Annotated in this window: 19 protein-coding genes and 1 pseudogene; 8 read left to right on the top strand and 12 right to left on the bottom strand. The window is 26.8% G+C overall.

Annotated elements, in window-relative coordinates:
- The first annotated feature begins 81 nt into the window (after positions 1–81).
- The 5 genes from ACXYRQ_RS02990 to gyrB all read left to right on the top strand — a co-directional run bounded on the left by ACXYRQ_RS02990 (position 82) and on the right by gyrB (position 5,729).
- Complete coding sequence (locus ACXYRQ_RS02990) at positions 82–1,053, top strand: LacI family DNA-binding transcriptional regulator (RefSeq protein ID WP_458614784.1); 972 nt, start codon at positions 82–84, stop codon at positions 1,051–1,053.
- Complete coding sequence (locus ACXYRQ_RS02985; RefSeq protein ID WP_458598006.1) at positions 1,053–2,156, top strand: potassium channel family protein; 1,104 nt, start codon at positions 1,053–1,055, stop codon at positions 2,154–2,156. Before ACXYRQ_RS02990 ends, ACXYRQ_RS02985 begins: the two co-directional genes overlap by 1 nt.
- Positions 2,149–2,976, top strand: coding sequence for a deoxyribonuclease IV (locus ACXYRQ_RS02980; protein ID WP_458614783.1), 828 nt, complete (start codon positions 2,149–2,151; stop codon positions 2,974–2,976). The genes ACXYRQ_RS02985 and ACXYRQ_RS02980 overlap by 8 nt, the downstream gene beginning before the upstream one ends.
- 122 nt (positions 2,977–3,098) lie before the next feature.
- Positions 3,099–3,698 (top strand): thermonuclease family protein, encoded by a 600-nt coding sequence (locus ACXYRQ_RS02975; protein ID WP_458614782.1) that lies wholly within the window; start codon positions 3,099–3,101, stop codon positions 3,696–3,698.
- A gap of 78 nt (positions 3,699–3,776) precedes the next feature.
- A complete protein-coding gene (gene gyrB, locus ACXYRQ_RS02970; RefSeq protein WP_458614781.1) occupies positions 3,777–5,729 on the top strand; it encodes a DNA topoisomerase (ATP-hydrolyzing) subunit B in 1,953 nt (650 codons plus the stop codon).
- 46 nt (positions 5,730–5,775) lie between these two features.
- On the opposite strand, the gene gpmI is transcribed toward gyrB, so the two are convergent.
- The 8 genes from gpmI to ACXYRQ_RS02930 all read right to left on the bottom strand — a co-directional run bounded on the left by gpmI (position 5,776) and on the right by ACXYRQ_RS02930 (position 18,449).
- Positions 5,776–7,281, bottom strand: coding sequence for a 2,3-bisphosphoglycerate-independent phosphoglycerate mutase (gene gpmI / locus ACXYRQ_RS02965; protein WP_458614780.1), 1,506 nt, complete (start codon positions 7,279–7,281; stop codon positions 5,776–5,778).
- 39 nt (positions 7,282–7,320) lie between these two features.
- Positions 7,321–9,603, bottom strand: a complete 2,283-nt coding sequence (locus tag ACXYRQ_RS02960; protein WP_458614778.1) for a UU173 family protein — start codon at positions 9,601–9,603, stop codon at positions 7,321–7,323.
- Position 9,604: 1 nt separating this feature from the next.
- Positions 9,605–11,002 (bottom strand): DUF2130 domain-containing protein, encoded by a 1,398-nt coding sequence (locus ACXYRQ_RS02955; protein ID WP_458614776.1) that lies wholly within the window; start codon positions 11,000–11,002, stop codon positions 9,605–9,607.
- Positions 11,003–11,108: 106 nt separating this feature from the next.
- The gene (locus ACXYRQ_RS02950; protein ID WP_458614774.1) at positions 11,109–12,839 is read right to left on the bottom strand and encodes a site-specific DNA-methyltransferase; all 1,731 of its coding nucleotides are present in this window, start codon (positions 12,837–12,839) and stop codon (positions 11,109–11,111) included.
- Positions 12,826–15,297 carry a DEAD/DEAH box helicase family protein gene (locus ACXYRQ_RS02945; RefSeq protein WP_458614772.1) on the bottom strand — a complete coding sequence of 824 codons (2,472 nt, stop codon included), beginning with the start codon at positions 15,295–15,297 and terminating at the stop codon, positions 12,826–12,828. Before ACXYRQ_RS02945 ends, ACXYRQ_RS02950 begins: the two co-directional genes overlap by 14 nt.
- Positions 15,284–16,747 (bottom strand): DNA methyltransferase, encoded by a 1,464-nt coding sequence (locus ACXYRQ_RS02940; RefSeq protein ID WP_458614790.1) that lies wholly within the window; start codon positions 16,745–16,747, stop codon positions 15,284–15,286. The genes ACXYRQ_RS02945 and ACXYRQ_RS02940 overlap by 14 nt, the downstream gene beginning before the upstream one ends.
- A gap of 16 nt (positions 16,748–16,763) precedes the next feature.
- Positions 16,764–17,177, bottom strand: a complete 414-nt coding sequence (locus tag ACXYRQ_RS02935) for a hypothetical protein (protein WP_458614770.1) — start codon at positions 17,175–17,177, stop codon at positions 16,764–16,766.
- A 615-nt stretch (positions 17,178–17,792) separates the two neighbouring features.
- The gene (locus tag ACXYRQ_RS02930; RefSeq protein WP_458614792.1) at positions 17,793–18,449 is read right to left on the bottom strand and encodes a hypothetical protein; all 657 of its coding nucleotides are present in this window, start codon (positions 18,447–18,449) and stop codon (positions 17,793–17,795) included.
- 61 nt (positions 18,450–18,510) lie between these two features.
- Here ACXYRQ_RS02930 and ACXYRQ_RS02925 point away from each other — a divergent pair, with 61 nt between their 5' ends.
- The gene (locus tag ACXYRQ_RS02925; protein WP_458614791.1) at positions 18,511–18,732 is read left to right on the top strand and encodes a hypothetical protein; all 222 of its coding nucleotides are present in this window, start codon (positions 18,511–18,513) and stop codon (positions 18,730–18,732) included.
- On the opposite strand, the pseudogene ACXYRQ_RS02920 reads toward ACXYRQ_RS02925, so the two are convergent.
- The 4 genes and pseudogenes from ACXYRQ_RS02920 to ACXYRQ_RS02905 all read right to left on the bottom strand — a co-directional run.
- A pseudogene (locus ACXYRQ_RS02920) lies at positions 18,678–19,037 on the bottom strand (nicotinamide mononucleotide transporter); the annotation flags it as partial. The gene ACXYRQ_RS02925 and the pseudogene ACXYRQ_RS02920 overlap by 55 nt on opposite strands.
- 195 nt (positions 19,038–19,232) lie before the next feature.
- Positions 19,233–19,577, bottom strand: coding sequence for an HNH endonuclease domain-containing protein (locus ACXYRQ_RS02915; RefSeq protein WP_458614769.1), 345 nt, complete (start codon positions 19,575–19,577; stop codon positions 19,233–19,235).
- A 390-nt stretch (positions 19,578–19,967) separates the two neighbouring features.
- Positions 19,968–21,116, bottom strand: a complete 1,149-nt coding sequence (locus ACXYRQ_RS02910; protein ID WP_458614767.1) for a DNA cytosine methyltransferase — start codon at positions 21,114–21,116, stop codon at positions 19,968–19,970.
- Position 21,117: 1 nt separating this feature from the next.
- Positions 21,118–22,362, bottom strand: coding sequence for a hypothetical protein (locus tag ACXYRQ_RS02905; protein WP_458614766.1), 1,245 nt, complete (start codon positions 22,360–22,362; stop codon positions 21,118–21,120).
- Positions 22,363–22,481: 119 nt separating this feature from the next.
- Here ACXYRQ_RS02905 and ACXYRQ_RS02900 point away from each other — a divergent pair, with 119 nt between their 5' ends.
- Together ACXYRQ_RS02900 and ACXYRQ_RS02895 are read left to right on the top strand one after the other, a co-directional pair.
- A complete protein-coding gene (locus ACXYRQ_RS02900) occupies positions 22,482–23,033 on the top strand; it encodes an inorganic diphosphatase (protein WP_458607503.1) in 552 nt (183 codons plus the stop codon).
- Between the two features lie 155 nt (positions 23,034–23,188).
- The gene (locus ACXYRQ_RS02895; protein WP_458614765.1) at positions 23,189–24,493 is read left to right on the top strand and encodes a BMP family ABC transporter substrate-binding protein; all 1,305 of its coding nucleotides are present in this window, start codon (positions 23,189–23,191) and stop codon (positions 24,491–24,493) included.
- Positions 24,494–24,513: the final 20 nt, after the last annotated feature.

The following is a 24,513-nucleotide window of genomic DNA, read 5'->3' as shown; positions in this document are numbered from 1 at the left end:
TTTAAAAAATTACTTAGTAATCTACAAAAAAGAACTTGTGGAAAATTTCCACATTTAACCATTTATGGTATAATCTAAATTATGAATATCAAAAAACAATTATCATATAAAGACATAGCAGCACAATCTAAAGTTTCTATTTCAACTATTTCAAGGTTTTATAACAACGGATACGTGTCTAAAAAAACAAAAGAAAGAATTCAAGCCGTAGTAAAAGCAAATGAGTATTATCCCAATCAAGGAGCCCGTTTAATCCGAGGTCGTGATAATTCGGTATTTATTATTATGCCAATTTGAGCGCAAAATTTATATGCATCTATTGTAAGTGGAATTACCATTTCTTGTGCAAAAACAGGAAGAAGAGTAAATACAACTTATTCAGGCAGTTCAACATCCGAATATATTGATTCAATAAGATATGCATTATCTTGAAAACCCGGATCAATTGTTGTATTTATTCCACAATATGATAAAGAATTATTTGACTTTATTCGTAAAACAGATGATACAACATTTATAGTTTACGGACATCAAGTTCGGGGGATAAATTGAATCAAACCTGATGTGACCAAAGGTTTTTATGATTTAACTAACAAAGTAATGTTAAGTACACACCCTAAGGATCGAAAAGCAATTTTTGTTAAAGATGATCGTCTTAGTGATTCGCAAATTGCTGAAAGAATTCAAGGATACGAAAGAGCTTGTTCGGAAAATCGTTGAGAAATTCACGATTTTCATCTAAGCACCAAAAAAGAAATTGATGAAATTATTCGTTTGAATAACTACCTTAAAAAGAACAATATTAAAAATATTATATGTTCAACACACGAAGTTTATGTAACTTTAACTGTTACATTAGGGGTGCGTGAATACACATTTACAGATATAGGTTATCAATCAATTTATGATAATATGAAGAATTATTCAGCAAAAATATTCATTGATTATCCTAATATCGGTTTTAAAATTGATGATATGATTACAGTTTATAAAGAAACACATGAATTTATTTCTAAAATAATTCCTATTGAAATTTTAGAACCAAGAAGATAATGTCAAAATTTAAAAAACATTATGATAATTTTATAACAATCTTCACATCAATTGTTTGGTCAACGAAAAAATTAGATGATGTTTTAGGTAATCAACTTAAACGTATTCGTTTTGTTCGTTTAGGTTATGTAGGTTTAGTAATTTTTGCTTCATTAATTTCAGTTTTTTCTTTGGTTTCACCAACCGAAGAGATTAAGCCTTATTGAGGACCTGCTGTTGCTACATTACAACTTATTACCTTTGCATTTTTTATCTTTGATTATGTTGCACACTTAGTTACATATCGGATTTATAATAATTTAAATAAAGATATTCAGTTGTGAAAAAGTACAGTAAAATTTATTTTTTCTGGGACAGGGATTGTTATTTTATTGTGTATTTTAACGTCTTTACATGTGATTGAGGATTTTAGTAATCATATTTCACCTGCTTTATCTAAAGCAATAAATTTCTTTAGAATCTTAAATATTTTTAGATTTATTCGTTTATTTATAGTGTTGGCATTTTTTGCACCGTTTAAGATTATCATAGATGTTTTTGCTAAACAAAAAAAGGTGCTCTCATATGTTTTGTTATTAGTAATTTTAGTGATAATTGTTTTTGCGATATTGATATGAAATAATGAAACAGTATATTTAGAAAATGAGCAAAAAAACTGATTAGAAAGTCAAAAAATTGATTTTAAGCAGTGACAAGAATTTTTAAATTATAAAAATTTAAATGAAATAGAGACAAAAAAATTCTTACAACAACATCCTAATTTACAGACAAACCTAGCAAATTTTGAAAATAATTATCAAAGTTATCAAGATTTATCTAGTGGTTATGTAAAGAATTTTGTGGATGCTTTGTATTTTTCAACTATCACATTAACTACAATAGGTTATGGTGACTTACTACCACATGCACCAATTACAAAAATTATAGTTTCAGTTAATGCATTGATTGCTTTAGCAATTATAGCTATTCCATCTGGGGTTATAGCAGGAGCATTCTTAACAGAAATGCAAGCACATATACAGAAAAAGAATAAAAAAAAGGACACTGAAGTGATTGATGAAACAAATCAAAATGCTTCGGAAAACGAGGTAAGCAATGATTAAATTAGGATCTCACATTTCTTTTAAAGCTCCACATTATTTACCTGGGGCAGTAAAAGAATCACAAGAAAACGGTGCAAATACAATGATGGTTTATCTTGGAGCACCACAAACTACCAAGAGAGTAGATGTAGAAAAATATAAATTACAAGAATATGAAGAAAATTGAGCTAATGTGATTCCAAAAGAAGATATTATAGTTCATGCACCATATGTTATTAATCCAGCAAGTCCATCAAAACATGCTTTTTCAAATGATTTTTTAATAGCAGAAATTAAAAGAATGAATTATTTAGGATTAAAATGATTAGTCTTGCACCCAGGATCATATACAGAATTTGAACCACAAGAAGCACTTGATCAACTTGTTGATTCACTTAAATATATACTTGAAAATACAAAAGATGTAGTAATTTGCATTGAAACAATGGCAGGAAAAGGAACAGAAATTGGAATAAATTTTGAGCAAATTCGTTTTATTTTAGATTGAGTTGATTCAGAACGAGTACAAGTTTGTTTAGATACGTGCCATATGTGGGATTCTGGATATGATTTGCAAGATTATGAAAATTTTAAAAATGAGCTAAAAAGATGAAATCTGCTTGAAAGAACCAAAGTAATACATTTAAATGATTCAAAGCACGAAATTTTCTCTCGTAAAGACCGCCACGCAAACATCGGAAAAGGAACAATAGGAACCGAGACACTCAAAAAATTTGTTCATGATCCTGATTTTGATAATATTCCTATTATACTAGAAACTCCATGAGCAGATGATGGACCAATTTACAAAGATGAAATAGCATTATTATTAAGTAAATAAAGAGATTTGCAGTGTAAACTGCATTTTTTTACTTTCTGGTAACAACAAAAGATTATAAGTTCGCTTTTTGTTCTTTTTTTAGTTCGTGTTTAAAAATCATTAATAATTTAAATGGAGCGAATATGAAAAAAATTAAAAAATGAATATGAATTCTTTTAAGTGTGTTGGTTGTTCCTGCATCTGCAAGTGGTTTATTTTTATATCAACATAATAAACAAAATAACCATAAATATATTACTATAAAGGTTCAAAAGGTTATTGATGGTGATACAATCATAGCAACTGATTTATTTAATAAACAATATCATATACGGCTCTATGGAATTGATACACCTGAGACTCAAAAAGATTTTAAAAAAGAAAAGCTACAAAAATATGAAAATGATTATGCACAGAAAGCAAAGCAATATACATCAGAATTAATTGAAAATAAAAGAATATATATGCAGCAAATTCAAGTTGATAAATATAAAAGGGTAGTTGCTGTTTTATATTTATCAACAAAAGATGATTTTTATAATTCGATTAATGCTAAATTAGTAGAAAAAGGACTTGCTAGAGTTCATTATATTCAAGATAAAAATCCTAAAGCACCTTACTATACATATAATGAAGAAATGAAGCAAATGTATGTAAAATTACTTAAAAAACAAGAGATATCAAAAAGTAATTTAAAAGGCTTTTGAAAAGAAAATTTATATACTATTTTCTCGAAACCATAGGTTTTTCTATATAAAAACAAGGGATTTATAACAAAAATGGTATAATTTAAAAAATATTTATGCTTTAGGAGTAAAAATATGTCAGCAAAGAATACACAAGATTATAGTGCAGCAAATATTAAACACTTAGAAGGTTTAGAACATGTTCGTAAGCGGCCAGGGATGTATATTGGAAGCACATCTAAATCAGGACTCCATCATATGGTTTGAGAAATTGTAGATAACTCTGTTGATGAAGCAATGGCAGGATATGCAAAAAATATTCATATAACAATAACAAAAGAAGAAAATATAATAGTAGAAGATGATGGTCGCGGCATTCCTACTGATGCTCATCCAAAATTTGGTATAAGTGCATTAGAAGTAGTTTTAACCAAACTTAATGCTGGTGGTAAATTTGAATCAAATGCATATAAAGTTAGTGGGGGTTTACATGGTGTTGGGGCTTCAGTTGTTAATGCTTTAAGTGATTCGATGAAAGCATGAGTTAAACGTAATGGGAAAGTTTATTTTGCTGAATTTCATAATGGTGGGCAAACTTTAACACCCACAAGTGTAATTGCTGATTGCGATCCAAACGAGACAGGGACCAAAATTCAATTTCATCCTGATTTTAGAATAATGGAGAAGTTGAGTTTTGATAAAGATATAATAATAGATCATACTAAACAAATAGCTCACCTTAATAAGGGTTTACTTGTTACAGTTAAAGATGAAAGAGACGATTCTTATCAAGAATTTCGATATGAAAATGGGATAATTGATTATGTTAAAGAAGTAGATGAAGGTTATAAACCTGTGAATAATGATGTTATTTATGCTTCAGGAGAATATAAATATATTGATGAACATACTCAAAACGAAGTTATTATAGGCGTAGAAGTAGCTGTGCAATACCTTTTTGACTTATATCGTTCTAATATAATTTCATATACAAATAATATTCTAACAATTGAAGGTGGGACACATATATCTGGTTTTTATGATTCAATAATGCGTTTAGTCAATTCATATGCACAAGAAAAAGGTATTTTTAAAAATGAATCAGAGCGTTTTACCCGTGATGACTTAATTGAAGGAATGACAGCGATTATTTCAATAAAACACCCTGATCCACAGTTCGAAGGACAAACAAAGGCGAAATTAGGTTCTAAAGATGCTCGTAGAGCAGTAAATGAGATTTATTCAGAAGCTTTTGAACGCTTTTTAAATGAACATCCCGATTTAGCTAAAAAGATAGTAGAAATTGCTATAGCTGCACGTAGAGGACGTCTTGCATCGAATGCAGCAAGAGATAATGCTCGTAGAAAGAATGTTTTTGAAAGCGGAGGTTTACCAGGTAAGTTATCAGATTGTTCATCAAAAAATGCAGAAATTTCAGAGTTATTTATAGTCGAAGGAAATTCAGCTGGTGGGTCAGCTAAGATGGGTCGTGATCGTCATATCCAAGCTATATTACCACTTCGCGGAAAAATCCTAAATGTAGAAAAAACCAGACAAGAAAGAGTGTTTGGAAATGAAGAAATAATGTCGCTTATTACAGCATTAGGAACAGGATTGGGTGAAACCTTTAACATTAATAAATTAAGATACCATAAAATAGTTATAATGACAGATGCTGATGTCGATGGTGCACACATTAGAACTTTATTATTAACATTCTTCTATCGTTATTTTAAACCTTTAATAGAATATGGATTTATCTACATCGCGCAACCTCCTTTATATAAGATTTCACAAGGAAGAACGGTAGAATATGCTTTTAATGACCAACAAAAAGAAGAAATTATTGCTAAATTTAATCAGAGTCAAAAAATAACAATTCAACGCTACAAAGGACTTGGGGAAATGGACCCTATTCAACTTTGAGACACAACAATGAACCCGAAAAACCGCAAAATGTTACAAGTTCAAATCGAAGATGCAGTAAGAGCAGACCGTATTTTTGAAATTCTTATGGGTGAAAATGTTTTACCACGTAAACAATTTATAGAAAATAATGCAAAATATGTTAAAAATATTGATTTATAAAAGTACCTATTAATTAGGTACTTTTATAAATTACATTAGCATATGGTTATTTAATCAATAACGATTCTTCATCCATTTGCTTTGGTTTTGGGATATTTAGATAATCTAATAAAGTTGGTGAAATATTAGCTAGACATCCATCTTTTAATTTTACTGATTTATCGGTGCAAATAAGCATAACAGGACTACTTGTATGTTTGGTTGCTGGTTTTCCGCTTTCATCTTCAGTTATTTCTGCATTTCCGTGATCAGCTGTTATAAATACAGTGATATTGTTGCTTTGTGCTCAATCAATAATTCTTTTAATTTGTGTATCTAAAAAACTTACTGCTTCAATAGTAGATTTAAGATTTCCTGTATGTCCTACCATATCAGGGTTAGCAAAGTTCATAATAGTAACATCAAAATCTAAAGCATTTTTTAATAACTCATCGGTAATACCTTCAGCAGACATATGTGGTGCATCAGCATATGATTCTACTTTTAATGAATCAACCATAATTCTTTTTGAGTTTTTAAACACAATGTCTTTTCCGCCATCCATAAAGTAAGTCACATGTGCATATTTTTGTGTTTCGGCAACACGTAATTGACTTACATCTGCTTCTTCCAAAACCCTACCAATAGGCATATTAATTTCCATTTCATCAAATGCAATATTTGTTTGAATTCCTTCATATTTCATCATTGAAACAAATTGGTTAATTTTAACAGGTTGTGACGGTTTATTTTCGTATAAAGGCGAACCAATTAATAAATGAGTTAGTTGTCTAGCTCGATCAGGACGGAAGTTAAAGAAAATAATCGAATCACCATCTTTTACAAAGGAATCTGCTGATAGGTTTGCTTTTTGTGCAGGTATAAAAAACTCATCTGAAATATCATTAGCATATTGCGAATCAACATAATCAAGAGCATTTTGATATTTATTTTGCGAATTACCTAATAAAGTTGTGTATGCTTTTTCAACACGATCAAACATTTTATCGCGGTCCATTGCATAAAAGCGACCAGAAACGGTTGCGATGTTGTAATTATATTTATCACAGATATCTTGTAGTTTTTGCATTGATGCTTTGATTGAACGAGGGGCAACATCACGACCATCACCAAAAGCATGTACAGAAACTTTTTTAAGTCCATATTCGTATGCTGCATCTAGAAGTTCAAATAAATGTGTTTCTAATGAGTGAACACCACCTGGAGATAAAAGTCCCATTAGATGAAGTGTTGAATTATTCTTTTTAACATCCTCGAATGCTTTTACAAATGCTGGAGCAGATTTAAAAGTTCCATCTTTTAAAGCTTTGTTAATTAATGATAATCCTGTATACACAATTGTTCCTGCACCAATATTTAGATGTCCCACTTCTGAATTACCCATTTGTCCTTTTGGTAATCCTACAAACTCACCAGAAGCCTGAATTAATGAATTAGGGTATTCAGCAAATAATTTATCAAAGGTTGGTGTATTTGCTAAAGCAAAACCGTTTCCTTGGATTTCCCTACGTAATCCTAATCCATCTATAACTATTAAAATAACTTTTTTCATATTAAACCTCGATATATTTAATAGATATTGTACCACAAATTATCTTTTTGTTGCAACAGATAATTTTCCATCTATAACTGTATATTCCATATTTTCAACCATTTTAAGTTGATATTCAAATTCGGATAAATTATCGTATGCTTTAGAAAATAAAAACATTATAAAATCATACACCATCATCATTGCACGAACATCATTTTCACAATATTTTTTTAAGTTAGGAACGATATTGTTTTGTCATACAGCATCATTGGTTGCGCCTAAATATCTTAATATAGCAGCTTCCATTGCCATTGTTCCTTTTTGAATTACAAGTTCTGAATAAGGTGTGATTTTGTTTTTCAGATCAAAATTCATATGAGTGATGTATTTTTCTATTTTCTTAATAGAAAAATAGTATTTTAGGAAGTTGATATGAATTAGTTTTTTAGTAGTTATTATGTTTTCTTTAATAAAATCTTTATCAACTTTTGTTGTTTTTATGTTATTACCATCTTCGTAAAAAGCAGTAATTTTTTCATAATTTTTTTTCTCTTGCTTTGAATTTTTAAAACAATCAGCTAAATCAATTGTGTGATTATTAATTCAATCCACCATACCAGCAAAATAATGAATGCTTTTATATTTTTGATCAATATATTGTTCAAATTCTTTGTTGTTTAGATAATTTTCAGTAACTAAATCCTTAATCTCTTTATTACGTGCATTTTCATAATTTTTGTTATATACAACAAATCAATCTGCTTTATTTGAATAAATGACATCGATTAAATCAACTAAATTATATATAGTTAAATCTTTTGTATCTATTACAATATTTTCAACTTTTTCTTCAGTGCCATTTTTAGTTATAATAACAGAAACTTGATTTACTAATTGATTATATGGAGCAATATTATTTAAAGGAGGATATAAGTCAGAAAAACCCTCATAATCATATCAACAGATCCGAGCATCTTTTTGATGTAAGGGGAGAATTTTTGTCAAAGAATCTAAGTTAAAAAAATTAATGTTTTTATTATATAGTTCTATTTTTCTTGTAAATTCAACTAAATTTTCTTTTTCTTTTTTGCTAAAGAAAGAAAAAGAAATTTCATCAAAATTTGGACCTATAAACAGTTTATATAAAGCAATTTTTTGTTCTTTATTAATAAAGTTTCATTCATCAATTCATATTTTTTGTGAATTTGTTTGATAGTTTAAAGTGTCATTCAATCAACTTTTTACGGATTCGATTTTTTTATCCTTTTCAGTCGATAAGAACTTATATATTGCATCAAAGTTGCTTTTGTTACCAAATTCATTAAATGCTTTTTCAATAATTTTTTTATATATCTTAAAAGACCAAAATTCAATGGTAATTTCTTTTGAAAGATTTTCAACAATAAAAAGTTTTTCATCAGTTGAATGAAGTATATCAGCAGTTTTTTGCGAAAAAGAAATACCATTTCTTTTAATAACATTAATAAATTCTAAATGACTGTTTTCATAATGATCAAAACCTAATTTTAAATTAATATCACCTGTTCTTACTAATGCTTCAAACATCTGTTTTTGATATGTAGTTGGATTATCCTTAGAAATTTTACGGATAGATTTTGCAACATCAGCAGCAAAAGATTCATAAAAGTTTATTTTACCTTTTTGTACCTTACGACGTATCCTATCTCATGGATTTATTATTAAAACCGACATATCGTTAATATTAATGTTGTTTGTTTTAAAAATTTGATAAATATAGAAGTGTTTGTAATACATTTCATATTTACATCTTGCTGTATAACTTAATAAAACTAATTTGTTCAAGGATTTATGATAAATAAAGAAAGGTGCAATATAATCAAAATCACCTGATACATCATATAAAGTTCCGTTAAAGATTAAATCTATTTCATTATCCTTGATAGCATTTAATGTATCGATATGCTTGGCTTGATAGTCATTTTTCGAAGAAATAAATTTAACTTGTGAATTTTGAATATTATATTTATTTAAATATCAATTTAATGCATCTTTTAAATAATTATCATAACTATCTTTGTTTACTTTTATATATGTTTCTGTATCACTAACAGAATCTAAATTTAATTCGTGTAATGCATCAATATCGTGATTTTCGAAAAATTCATAATCAAAATTAACAAATTGCTCATCATCTTCTTCGTTAGTTATTTCGATGTTATCTCAAGTTCTGTTTCATCTCTTTTGATATTCTTGTTTAATATCACTAATAAGTGAATCGTTATTTCAAATTAATGCAGGATTATTACCAAAAACGCGTTTAAAAATATTTCATGTAACTTTATTTTGTTGTTTTTGCATTTTATTCAGAATCCTTTTTCTCGATTAGTTTTTGCTCCACTTTTTCAAGTTTAGCAATTTCTTTAATAAATTCTGATTTTCCAAAATCACTTATCTTACGCTGCATTTTTGAAAAATGTTTATGTGCTATATTATTTGCACTATCTTCTATGCTAGATAAAAGTTTTCGCATCTTATCTGCATTTTCAATAATACCTTCAATTTCTTTGTTTGATTTCTCGATATGATTTAATATATTTTTTTCTACAAAGTCGTTGAATTTCTCAAGTATTACTTTTTTACTATTAAATTCTATTTTGTCTGCATTTAATGAATATTTTATTTGTAAGATGTTTTTTAATAAAAAAACAAGATTTATTAAAGCAACATCTCGAACAATAAATATCTCATTATAACCTGAAATTTTTTCAATATAAATAACACTATTAGGTTCTAATTCAGTTACCAAAATTGCAAAATCAGCCTTAAAGTTCTTTCGGTCTTGTTCGAGTTTTTCAATAAAGTCTTTGTTTCTCTTTGATCCTTGTTCAGTGATTCTGTTTTTTGCTTCAATTATAATAGTTCCATATGAATTTTTATCATCATCTAAGATATTTAAATCTTTAAAATCTATTTTAAAATCGGGCTTTCTATTGTTTATATGTTTGGTAGTTTTTTCAAAACTAACATCTTCTGAGAATGCAAAACCTTCTGCAAGTTTATTAAAAATATGATTCTCAAATTCCTCGCCATATTCCTTAGTTGATTTATTATATCTATATTTTTGTAAGGTTTCTAACTCGGTTTGAAGTTTGGTTGATAACTGTTTTTTTTCTTCAAATTCAGCAAGTAGTTTTTCGTTTTTTTCTAGAAGAGATTGTTTTTCTATATTTAAAATTTTAAGTGCATTTTCCAATTCCATCAATTGTTTTTGGTGTTCTTGTTGAAATTTAAGTTTTATGTTTTCAATTTCTTTATTTAAAATAGAATTTTCATAATCTTTCTTTTCTGCTTCAAATTTATCTTTTAACTTATTTCTCTCTTGCTCAAGTTGCTTATAATAATTATCCTTAAGTTCGTTTTCAAGTTTTTGTGTTTTTTCAACATTTTCTATTATGAGTTTATTAATTTCATAATCTTTTTCACTTTTTAGTTCATTGTATTCCTTTGAATTTTTTATTTCTCTTGTGAAAGTTTTTTCTAAATTTTCTTGTATTTCCTTAGTAAGTCGATTTTTTTCATTTTGTATGATTTGTTCTCTTATTTTCCCAGTTTCATCTGTAATTTTTTTTAGATCTTGATTGAGAATATCATTTAAATTAAAATAATCTCCATCTGAAACATTAATATCATCGATGAAGAATTCAAGGTTTTGAATATCTTTAATTTTAATATTAATTTTTTTTGATTTAACTTGCATATCACCACCTTAATATATAATTATTTTAATAATTATATATATAGTTTAACAAAAGCAAATAAAATACAAGAAATTTTCTTGTATTTTATTTATTAGTACACCGATTCTAGTCATTCTTTTTATAAGGTTTTAAGGTTAATAATTCAGTTAGTAGTTCATCATAATCAAATTTAGAATTATCTATACCAAAGTTCCTAATAAGACTTAGTCATTTTTCTTTTAAATCTTTAACATTGTTTGATGATTCTAATCCTATATTGATATAATCTTCTTTTTCGTTAAGTCAGTAGACATTTAAATTAGAATTATAAGGTTTATTTTTTTGATATCACTTACAATTAATTTCATTACCATTTAGATCTGTATTTGTATTAATTCTTCTTAATCTTTTATAATTTACATCTATACCTATATTATTTTCATTATTTGTAACAAGAGTAAATGTTCTGTTTCCACCATCTTCACGATTTAGTTCTAAAACAGCATGACCGGTTGTTCCAGAACCGGCATAGAAGTCTAAAACACGGGAGTTTTTGTTACGAGTTATTTTAATAAGAAATTTAATTAGTTCAGATGGCTTTGGAGTTTCAAAGGTATTTTTGTTAAGTATATTTTCTAATTCATTTGATGCTGATTTATTTGTTATTTTTGAAGAAAATATTAAGTTCTTAACTTTATACTTAAATTCCCTGACTTTTGTGTAGACCTTAAATGTCCCATTTTTGTTTATAACAAAAAGATCATCTTTTTCATTTTCTATTTTTTGCTTTGATCACCTTCATACGCCTTGAACACCTGATTTATTTTTTGGTGGAAATACTTCTTGGTAGTTATCTTTCTTTTGTATCGATATATCTTTACCATTTGTGTATATAGGAAAATATAACTTAGGTCTTGTTTTATAATTAAATGCATTGATATTAGTATTGTGTAGTTCATTTTGAATTATAAAAGGACCTTTTGTGTCATTTAGTATTTCTGTGTCTTTTTCTTCATAGATATATGGCATTAACGAAGTAAGATAATATCAATCTTCTTTAAATTCATAATCAATCGCTTCGTTATCTTTTGTATATACTAAGATAAATTCATTAGTTTTTGATACTAGCGAACCAGATATTTGTCTACCTTTTTTATTAGACACTCAAGAAAAAGAGGTGACAAAGTTTTCTCTACCAAAAATTTCATCCATTAAAACTTTTAAGTATGCTTCTTGTTTATCATCAATTGAAACAAAAATAACCCCATTATCCTTTAACAGCGCTCTTGCTAGTTGTAACCTTTCATTCATCATATTTAGTCAACCATTTTGTGTGAATTTATCACGGTAACTAAATGATTTTGCTGCAATGTTTTCTTTATCATTTGCTAATTTATTTCCATCTTTTAATGAACTTTCGGTATTATAAGGGGGATCGATATAAATAACATCGTAATTAAAATCTAATCCGTTTCTTTGTCTATGTCTTTCAATTAATATGAGATTCTTTAATGCATCATAGTTTTCACCTATGATTAAGGTATTTTGATCTTTTGGTTGTTTATTATCAAAATTAAATGATAATTGATCATCTTTTCTTAAAATAGCAATAGTTTTACTATCTGACTCAGGTGCTGCATCGAAGGTAAAACCCATTTTTACTCTTTGAATAATAAATTGTGAGATATATTGCACTCTATTTGGATTAGTAATATTATCAATAATTTCTTTAGCAATTTCTTTTTGGTCTTGGTTAAATTCAGTTCAAGAAAGCTCATCAATTCTAGCTTTTTCTTGTTTCTTTAGTTCATCTAAATTCTTTTGTAATTTAGATTTCTTTACACTAGTTTTGTTCATTATTCTCCTGTGAAACAAGATTATTTTCTGATATTGATTTAATTATCTGTTTGAGTTTAACACTTTGATTTTGAAGAATTATTCTTACACTTTCTAATGTTGAATCCCCAGAGAATGAAATATTTTTATCTTTATCAATTTTTGCTATTAAAAGAGTTAAGTTTATATTTGTGCTTGTTTTATAGTTTTCTATATATTTTTTATATGATTTAAGAATATCTTCGGTCTTTTGAGAATCGATATCATTTTCTGATTTAACTTCTATATATACAAAATGATTTTTATACTTCAATATAAAATCTGGATAACTTGAACCTTTTTTAAGTTCTGAATCATAGTATTCGATGTTAATCCCTTCGAATACTGGGTTTTTAGTTCATATTTTTAAGTTACCATCCATATCATTGTTATAATTGATTAAATTTTTAATTTCATTTGCAAAAACAGTTTCCGGATAAGAATCAAGGTATATATTTATTTCTTTATCATAATTTGTGTATGCATATTTCATATTTTCGGATACTTTAACACAATTAGTACATTCGCTTTTTTGCTTATCGACAAATACAGTAATTTCCGTAGGTAGTATTTTATCTTCGAGAAAAAAGAATTCAATTTTTCCTTCATCTACAGTTTTCTTATTTAGTTCTTTATAAATTTCTATGAGTATATTTAAATACTTTTTGATAAAAATATATCAGTATATAGTTTTGTCAAAAAATTGGACTGCTTTTTTATATTTATTAGATGTTTCGTTTTGATTTTCATTTTTGCTGTTTTTATAAAAACCATCTACTTTTTGATAAAAAGCATCAATTTCCTTAATAATAGCATCTGTTAAATAATTACTATTTTTATCAATTTGCAATAGATTATATTGTTCCATATCAATTTTATTTTCTATAATTTCACTGTTGATTACTTTATTTCCATATTTTTCTGTTTGTGCAACAATATATCCTTTGTTTTTGTATTCGTTGATAATTTCTTCTTTTATAGTTATAAATGTATCTATAGTAATATTATTAAATTCATCAATTTTTTCTTTGATTTTTGCTTCATATTCCGATTGATTTTTTTGTTTAACAATATCAAAGTTTCTCAATTGACCTATAACAAATTTCTCGCTATTATACTCATCTTTAAGATATAACTTTATTGCTTCTCTTTTTTCATAGTCAACATTACTATAAATATAGTATTTAAGTGCTTCCGAATCTAGATTTTGCTTCTTTTTAGGTACAGGATTTCGTTTAATTCTTCCAATAGTTTGAATTGGTAAGGTGCTAGACGAAATATTACGCAGTTGTACCAACATACAAGCTCTTGGGATATTTCAACCAGTTGAACCACCGATTTTAAAGATAATTACATCAGTATTATCTGAATTTTTAGAAATATCTTTAAGTGAATATCCATCTTTAGTCCGAAGTTGTTTTTCATTAATATCATCATCAAAATATTGAACATATTTTAAATTATATTTATTTAAAATTTCTTTAATTTTATTTAAATTTTTACTAAATTCTTCTTTTTTATTTAGGTCTATATTACTGCTGTTATCAACCTGTATAAGCATCGCAGCATTAATACCAACTAAATCTGGCTCTTTTTTTGCATCATTATATCTTGCTTTAATATGTTTAAATTCTTTACATGCAATATCTAAAATTGTTTCTAGATCGATATCATCTTTGATGTCATTTAGTCCTTTATTAAAAATCCTATGTATTTTTAATAACTTAATATCTGCTTCCATTAATTGTTTTTCAGTTAGTTCAATCAGATTTTTATAATCTTTTGGAGTAGCAGTCATCTTAACAGTAAAATGAGCATTTGATTGCATTAAATTTTCAAACTTATCTAAGTTTGCTTGTTCAGTTTTTCCGTTTCCTTTAGATTTATCAACATCAGAACCAATATGTGCTTCATCGCGGATGTAGATTAATTTATATTTTTCTTTTTTGATTTGACTAATTAAACTTTCGATAGCATTTTGTTCTTTTAAAATAGTATTTTTGCTATATGAAGAAGAACCAATTATAAAAACTTTATTATTAGCAGCAAAAAACCGATAGTTGGTTTCTTTAGAATAATTTTTCTTATTTGAAGGAGATTCAATACGTTCGACTAAAATATCCGAACCTTTTAAATACCTTTTATATTCATTAAAATTATTTTCTAGTTGTTCTGGTAGTTTGGCAACTGATAAAGTTGTAACAATGAAGATTATTTTGTCTTTTTTAAGAGTTTTGTTATGTCATTTAATCATTTGGTGAATGAAATTTAACATCATAAAGGTTTTACCAGAACCAGTAGGTGCTTTAAAATATACTGTTTTACCTTGAGGATTTTCATCATTTATATTTATGGATTTAAGATGACCTTGCGCTTCTCTACAAAGTTGTTTTACTACTTTTTCTTGTGGTTTTATGAGTTTCATACTAATTTTTACCATCCTTAATTAAAGGTTTTAAGGTTAAAAGTTCAGTAAGTAAATCATCTTTATCAAAATTAGTTTCTTGTACACCGAAATTTTTAATTAGGTTTTTTCATTTTTCTTCTATTTCTTTAACAGTAATGTTTGAAAATAAGCTTATATCAATATAATCATCATTATCAAGTCAATATACATTTAAATTAGAATTATATGGATCGTTGTTTTTGTATCAAGTGAGATTATATTCATTCTTATTTAAATTAGTTCTCGTGTTTATTCTTCTTAACCTTTCATAGTTTATATCTCTACCAATGCTGTTTTCATTATTTGTAACAAGTGTGAAAGTCCTGTTACCCCCATCTTCACGATTTAATTGTAAAGTAGCATGACCGGTTGTTCCAGAACCGGCGTAGAAGTCTAAAATTCTAAGGTTTATATTGGGATGTAAATTTATTAATAATTTAATAATATTTACTGGTTTTGGATTATTAAACATTCCATCTGCTGGTTTTATAATATTTGTGAATTCTGTTGTTCCACCTGACGAATCTATTGATGAAAAAATGCTTTTATCTCAATATAAATCATCTAAAAGTTCATTAAACGAAAAGTTAGCAATAACTGATTTAAATTTTTGATAACTTTTATTCGGAATAAATTCAGAATGTTCATATTCATAAACAATGTTCGAATCTTTAGTTGTTTTTACCTTTAATTTATTTTCTTTTATAAGTAATTGAACTTTATCTAGTCCAACCCTTCAACGGCCTAACTTGTTCTTATTCTTTTTTATAGCAGGAGTGATATGTATAAATCCAGATTCTAAAAGAGTTTTTCGTTTTGGTGTATCAAAGTCATATATAAAGTTGAAATCACTACTTGATGTTTTATCGCTTACCTTATTTTTTATACCATCATTATCAATAATAAACTCATTTGTTTCTTTGTTTCATCAAATAATATAACCCATATTTGGTCTCTCATTTAATGTTTCTGCTCCACCACCTTTTTGCAATGGATATAATTCTTTTTCATATAAATTTAATTTTTCGTTAAATTTTCATTTGTTTGTATTTTCTTGAATCCCGACTTTTTTAAAACTTAAATTGTCTATGTTTTTAGCATAAATATGTATATATTCATGACAAGAAGCAACGTTATTTTTATCACTTCTTCCTCCAAAGTTATTTACTCATATACATGATGCTACAAAATTATTTTCACCAAAAATTTCATCCATTAAAATTTTCAAATATGCTTGTTGGTTATCATCGATTGAAACAAAAATAACTCCATCATCTTTGAGAAGTTCTCTTGCCATACGAAATCGTTCGTTCATCATATTTAATCAACCGTTTCTAGTATATTTATCACGGTAAATTAAAGTTTTGTTTTTCTTGTTTTCAGTATCATCTGCAACATTATTTCCATCTGATGCAGATCTTTCAGTGTTGTAAGGAGGATCGATATAAATTACATCATATTTATAATCTAACCCCGCTCTCTCTCTCTCTCTCTCTCTCTCTCTCTATGAGTATTAGATTCTTTAATGCATCATAGTTTTCACCTATGATTAATGTGTTTTGGTCTTTTGGCAGTTTATCATCAAAATTAAAAGATAATTTATCATCTTTTCTTAAGATAGCAATAGTTTTGCTATTGCTTTCGGGTGCTGCATCAAAGGTAAAACCTGTTTTTACCCTCTGTGCAATAAATTGAAAAATATATTGTATGTTATTTGGATTTGTGCAATTATCAATGATTTCTTTAGCAAGATCTTTTTGATCTTTATTAAATTCTGTCGGTGAAAGATCATCGATAATTTGTTTATATTGATTTTTTAGTATTTCTAAAGATTTAGTTTCTTTAGCAGTTAACTTAGTTTTGTTTTTTGTCATGATTCTCCTTACATATATTATGTAAATATTTTACTATGATCTCAAAGACTTTACTATATTTAAACTAAAAAGAAATTCATTCAGAGAAAAGGAAAGAAAAATATAAAAATAAATACCGTTGAATAAATCAAAGGTATTAAATATGGAAAATTAATCTCTAATAACTATATAGTTATCTGCTCACTTTTCAGGAAATGTTCCTTTTTTCATTATAATAGTAAAAAAAGTCTATGATAAATGTAAAAATAAGCATTCTTCATATAGCTCTAAAAAGTCATAATTTTAACATTCTGCCACTTCCATGACTATATGTAATATTAACAGCATTCATTCCTAAATTAAGCTTACCTTGTATAAAATTAATTAGAAAAACTATTCCCATTATTCCAAAGGTACCGTAACTAGTAAACCGTTTATAAAACGACTTCCTAATCTTCTTCAATATCCTGCAATTCTCATAATCCCTCCTTTCCTTATAATAAACAAATTCTTTGCAAAAGAATCATATCTATATTACAAAAAAAGGAAATCATAAGAAAACATAAAATATTTATGAAAAAAATATGAAAAGCAAACCTTTGAAAATCAAAGGTTTGACTTATGAAATAAATTTTATTATAATTTAAAATTTTCTTTTAATTTTGATTCGATTATTTGTTTAATTTTTGATGATGCTATATCTTTTTCAATATTTATAAATGTATGATGTTCTTTAGAGTAAATTTTTAAATTCTTTGAAAGTAATTTACCTAGTTGCCTATTATTTAAATACTCAATATTTACAACTTTAAAAAACTCTTTGTTCTTCAATTCAATCTTTCTGCGATCTCGTTCTGTTTGTAATTGGTGGTTTTTGCTTGCATATAAGCGATTTTTTCATATAAAGTCTATATCTTTTAAAACTACAAAGACTAAATCAATTTTTGGTTCCAAAGAAAGCAAAAACTTATATCAAGGATAATAGAAGTAGTTTCAAGCAAATTTTTGTCATTTAGTAAAATAATTTATCTTAATTAAACATTTTGGGAACAAGAAATCATCTATCATATGTCTATCTATTAAGGATTTATTGAAATTTTGCATCTGTTTGATTTGTATATATCGATCTTTGAAGAATATTTTTTGAGTTCTGTATCCGTTTTTCTTCATATCATTCATATAATCTATGAAAATCTTTTCATCTTTTAGTCTTTCATCAATAATTTGGATGTTATTTTGATTTAAAAATTCTCTGAGATTATTGATAATACTGGATTTTCCACTTGCGCCCATACCGACAAAAGCAATTGATAATCTTGATTCTTTTGATGTGATAAAGTATAAATATATAGATATGGATAAATATATAAAATTAATAAATATCAAGGTTCAACTTAAAAAACCAATACCAGAGAAGAAAACAAAGCAGAAGATGTTTTTAAAACATCAAATTATTCAATTTGATCGAAATCCAAATGCCATCATAATCAATGCGATAATAGATATTGCATTAAATATAGCAAGGATTGCAGATGCTGATGTTTTATACTTAAAATTAGAATTAAATTCGATGTAGTTTATCCTAAGCAATTTACTAATAAAATCATTTGTGTATGGATTTAAAAAGTAAAATGATGTTGAAATTACTACAAAGATTATAAAGAATAATATCGCTGCATATAATGATAGTCTTAGTTCCCTAATCCTTTTATTGTGCTTATGAATCAGTATTTGTTTTATATAAATATAAAACAAAATAAGGATATAAAGAATTTGGATAAATCCATCTATAACTAATCCGTTTGTAAAAGAAAAGAAAAGATATAAAATTGCATTAGTAATAGCCAAAATATAAGCAATTTTCTTTCTTTTAGCAAACAAAATAATAGAGAAAACACCCAATAATCCAGAAAAAGCAACAAAAATATTAACTACCTTTTTCCAAGTATCAATATCCCTTTCTCAAATTCAAATTAGTGAATCTAAATCATATAAAGAAAGAAAAATTAATAATGCAGAAATGATAGTTAATAATAAGATGTCGTATTTTAATCTTCTAGTTATTATAAACCTCTATTAAAATTTGTGACTTTTTGTAAGAAGTTTTGGTTGGTGTGGATTAGAAATATCATAAATTCCACTACTGCTGTAACCATCAACCTTCTTAACTTGAAAATTAGTTCCGTTTAAATTTCATGAAGTACGATCTGCTCTCAATGAATTGTTCTTAACATTAGCAACTGTAAGATTTGTATATGCATCGGTTCCACCTAAAGATTCTGGTGTAATATGTTCGATATTTCATCCAAAGACTGATTTTTTACCATATTCATCAAAATGAACAATAGTTCCTGCATAATCTTTTCCTGTATTACTATCACCAAATTGTAATCTTCATAATTTTTCTGCTTTTGTTGTCATAATATCTCCTTTGTAAGATGTTTAAATATTAAAATGTATAAAGCTTATATAAATTAAATTATTTATTTTTTAGGGTTGTTGTTTCCACGGGCACCACCAGATGGGTTTCCGGTTTTTGATGGTCATCCAGCACGATTTGGATCGTTATCTGGTCTGTTATTTCCTTTGTTTCCAGGCATAAAACCTCCTATTTATAATTAAAAATTTTTTTGCATAATAAGCTTTTATACTTTTTTATTTTACAAAAAAAAAAAACAAAGCAACCCAAGCATTTGAGTGCTAAATTTTGTAATTCGTTTCATATATTTTCATAAATTGCTATTTGGTGTTAAAATAGTGATTTTGTAAGTCTTATACATTTTCAAAATAATTTATGTTTTTAACATTTATTTACTGCTTTAAAAGTTTCTTAATAAGTTCTGAAACCACTGTAACATTTATGCTATTTCCTAATTGCTTATAGGCTTTTTGATCATTTTGATGTAATTTAAAATTTTCTGGAAAACTTTGTAATCTCGCACATTCTCTTGGTGTTAGTCTTCTTTTGTATTTACCTATTATCGGAATGTGAACCATCGCGACTAATGCAGGGAATACATCAGGTTTTTTGACCCTTATACCAGAAGGACGAAATTGAATGATTCCTTCTCAGATGTTGTTGATTTTATCCCCTGCTTGTCATTCAAATTTTTGATGAGTTTTCCTAATGTGTGAAATATCTTTTGATATTCAATTGTCGATAAAAGTTTTGTTTTGATTATATAGTTTTTGATTTTTTTTAATAATATCTTGTTTTCATTTCGGAAATAAAGGATCGACATCGTTGTTATTTAAATATTCAATATAAACAGGAAAACCAATAACTTTTTGATTTATATTTAAATAAAAATCATTTCAAAAATTTAGTACTTCTTCATCATATTCACTAATATGATATTTTGAATTATCAATATTTTTATCCAAAATATTATTAACAGAATTTGCATCTTTTTTTATTAAATTATGAAATGAGATATTTAAAGGAACATCTTTGTTTTTTGGGTCGTATTTACCTAGTATATAGACACGTTCGCGAATTTGCGGGATGCCAAATTGGTGCGGGCTTAGTATGAGAGGATTTTTAGTTAATCTATAACCTAATTTATATAGATTTTCTTGAATAATTTTTCATGTCCTACCACCATCGTGACTAATAAGATTACGAACATTTTCTAATAAGATGTATTTTGTTTTAGTATGTTTTAAAATTCTTTCAATTTGGAAAAACAAGGTACCTCTTGTATCGTTTAAACCTTCTTGTTTACCTGCTTTTGAGAAAGCCTGACAAGGAAATCCAGCGAATAAAATATCGTGTTGTGGAATCGAATCCACTTTTATATTAACAACATCTAGATTCGAATCAAGATGGTAATTATCATAATAAGCAGCAACACATTCTTTATCTATTTCAGATGCAAGAACACAAATTGCATCCTTATCAACAATTTTCATCGCTTGATGAAAACCACCGATACCAGCAAATAAATCGATAAATTTCATTTTATTTCCTTTCTACATCAAATGAATATATAATAAAGTTATCTATAGCATTTTTATTGATTGAATATTTAGGTTTTCTTAAACTACCATCAGGTTGTTTACCTTGTTTAAATAAGTTGAACACATATTTGATATTTATCTTATTTACTTCTAGAATATACATCTTCTTAAACTTTATAGAATGTTTCATTCTGTTGATATAACTTAATGAAGAAATATCTTGTTGTTCGGAGATAAAATCATCAATTTGTTTGATATTTCTATGTTGTTTTAAATTGTTTCAAAACCGAGTAGTTTGATAATTTGTGTTACTATCTTTATCTTTTAATGAACTATGTTCATAAATTAGGTATCATAATTTATTGTGTTTTATTAAAGCATCATTGATGTGTTCTATATCATTTCCAATAATTTGTATGTTATTTTCATCGCTTGATTTTAAATCACCATAAAAATCATCATTTTTAAAATATAAATCAAAATCCAAAAATTCTTTTTTATTTATGTTTTCTGAATTAGTATAAACAATATTATATATCTTATTATCTTTAATGAATTTTTCAAACAAATATTCTAAATATCAACCACTTCATTCTGCTTGAAATGTGTTTTTAAAGTTTGCACAAAACATCTGTTTATATGCATCAATACCTTTAATTTGTATATTTCATTTTAAAGAAAGATTAAATAAATTTATTTGATTTATTAATGATGGATTATTATTTATTCGCTTGTTCAAATAATCATTAATTTTATCGCTTCTGATTACAGTTATTTTATTGTTGTTTTTATCATATTTTTCAAATATTCCATACATTAACCCCTGACTTAAATCATTTATATATACATGCGCAGATGAATTATTCATTTTCTTGTTTATATAAGTTTGTGTATCAAAAGAAACAAATATGATATTTGTATTATATTTGTATATACCAAGAATAAAGGTATTTTTGTTCGTATTTATCACATCTTTATACCAAGATTTTAGTTGAATTCTCTTTTTATAAATAGGATGTTGTCCATTACCACCTAAATAAGTTATATTAGCAATAAGAAGAAAACTGTCTGTGTTATTTAAACTGGAATATTTGAAAAATTTTGCATATTTACTACATTTTTCTATCTTTATTTTGTTATCTAGCAAATTATTTAGGAGTTGAAATTTTTCATCATAACTTAATATTTGATCCAAATCAATACAAACAGAATTATCAATATTTAATTGTTCACTTTTTAGATTCATCATTCTCCAATAAGTTGATTAAATTATACTTTTATATTAACATTTCAATGCATTTTTGTAAATATTAAAAAGATAAAACAGGATATAAAGTATTTAAAGATTTTATATATAATATAAATATGAAAAATATAATTAATGTAAAAATAGAGATTCAAAAGAACTCTCCCATAAAATATGAATATAATCGAAAAACCAAGCAACTAGAAGTTGATCGAATTTTACGTGGTGATTTTGTTTATCCATGCAATTATGGATTTGTTCCAGATGCACTAGATTGAGATGGAGATGAATTAGATGTATTATTATATTCACCTGAGACATTTATTCCTGGTGTTTCGTTGAAAGCTCGCATTATTGGAGCGATGAAAATGATTGATGATGGAGAAACTGATACAAAACTAATTGCTGTACATGCTGATGATTATCGTTTAGATAACATTAAAACCTTAAAAGATTTACCAGCACCTTTTTTAGATACTGTAAAAACCTTCTTTTCAACATATAAAAACTGAAAAAGACCTAATATTACTGAGATTTCTGGATTTGAAGATGTTGATTGAGCATTATCAGAATACCAAGAATGCATTGAGTTAATGCAAAAATATGGACAAATGGATAAAAAAGAATTTATCAAAAAGATGCAAAAAGAACATCCTGATAAATATAAATAAATAAGTTTATTCGCTTATTTAATATAAAAATGATTTTATTTTCATAATTTTGCAATTTTGAAACAAGAAATTTGTTTATATCATAGTTAAATACAAATAAAAACTGAAAAATTCTATAAAATTTATACATATATAAATAGGAGATTTAAAATAATATGACAAAAAAATTTAAGAAATTTGTAATCGGGTTTGGAACACCAATTGCTGCTACAACTGCATTGATTGCAGCATCATGTGGAACAAAGACTCAAACACCAAAAAAGGAAGTTCTTGATATTCCTAATCCAAGCAATTACATTAATCCAAATGAACGTGTTGCTACAATTACTAAGGATAACACATTTACATTACCAGATAGTATGGTAGGAACTAAAATATATGTTATTACTGACACAGGGCATGTAACTGATAAATCATTTAACCAATCACAATGAGAAGCGGCATTAACCATTTTAGATCAAACAAGAAAAGATGGAAAAAATCAACTTGAAGTAAAATCAGTTGAACCAAGAGAAGGTAAATATGACGATTCATATAGAGCTGCTTTAACATCGGGAGCAAAAATTTGAGTTCTTTCAGGATTTACCCATATTGATCACATTAAAAACTTTATTCAACAAAATAATGCTGCATTAAAACAAAAAGGAGTAAAAATATTTAATGTGGATTTTGCATTAAATCCAACTGAACTTAATTATCCTGATATTTATAATATTAACTTTAATGTAAACGAAGCATCATGAATGGCTGGTTATGCATTAGCTAAATATGTTGCAGAAAACGAAACTGATAAAAAACTTTCATCATTTGGTGGTGGAGCATTTCACGGTGTAACCGACTATATTACTGGATATCTAAAAGGTATTTTAGAATGAAACAAAGAAAACCCAAGCAAGAAAGTTACTCATGAAGCAGTTAGATTAGATTCAGGGTTCCAACCTGGACCACAAATGGACCCAGTTATAACATCTGCATTAGCTTCTAACCCAGTATTAATTTATCCAGTAGCTGGACCTGCTACCAAAGCAACATTAGATAAACTTAATCAAAATAACCAATCCACATATATTGTAGGAGTGGATGTTGACCAAGGTAAATCACTTTCTGCACCTGATAGATTCTTAACATCAGTGCTTAAAAATATGGCTCAGGCTGTTTATGATTCAATTTTAGAAAAAGCATTTGGTGATACTAAGAAACCTGTATTTGGGGACAAAAACAGTGTAAAAGGTGACTTCGCTGAAGGTTGAGTTGGTTTAGCTCCATCTTCATTAAAAAATACCACAAAAAGAGAAAAAATGAATGAAGCTATAACAGCAGCAGAAACCAAATTTAGATCATTAACAGCAGATCAAAAAGCATTTATCGATTCAAATAAAGCAACTACTGATGGAACAGCATATACAGATGATCAATTAGCTAATTTAATTAATTCACTTGTTGAAGAAGTAAACAAATAATTAGTTTTATCAAAACACAT

This window comes from Mycoplasma sp. 394, from assembly GCF_054353895.1.
The sequence above is the reverse complement of the archived record's forward strand: the minus strand, read 5'-3'. Positions and strand labels throughout refer to the sequence as shown.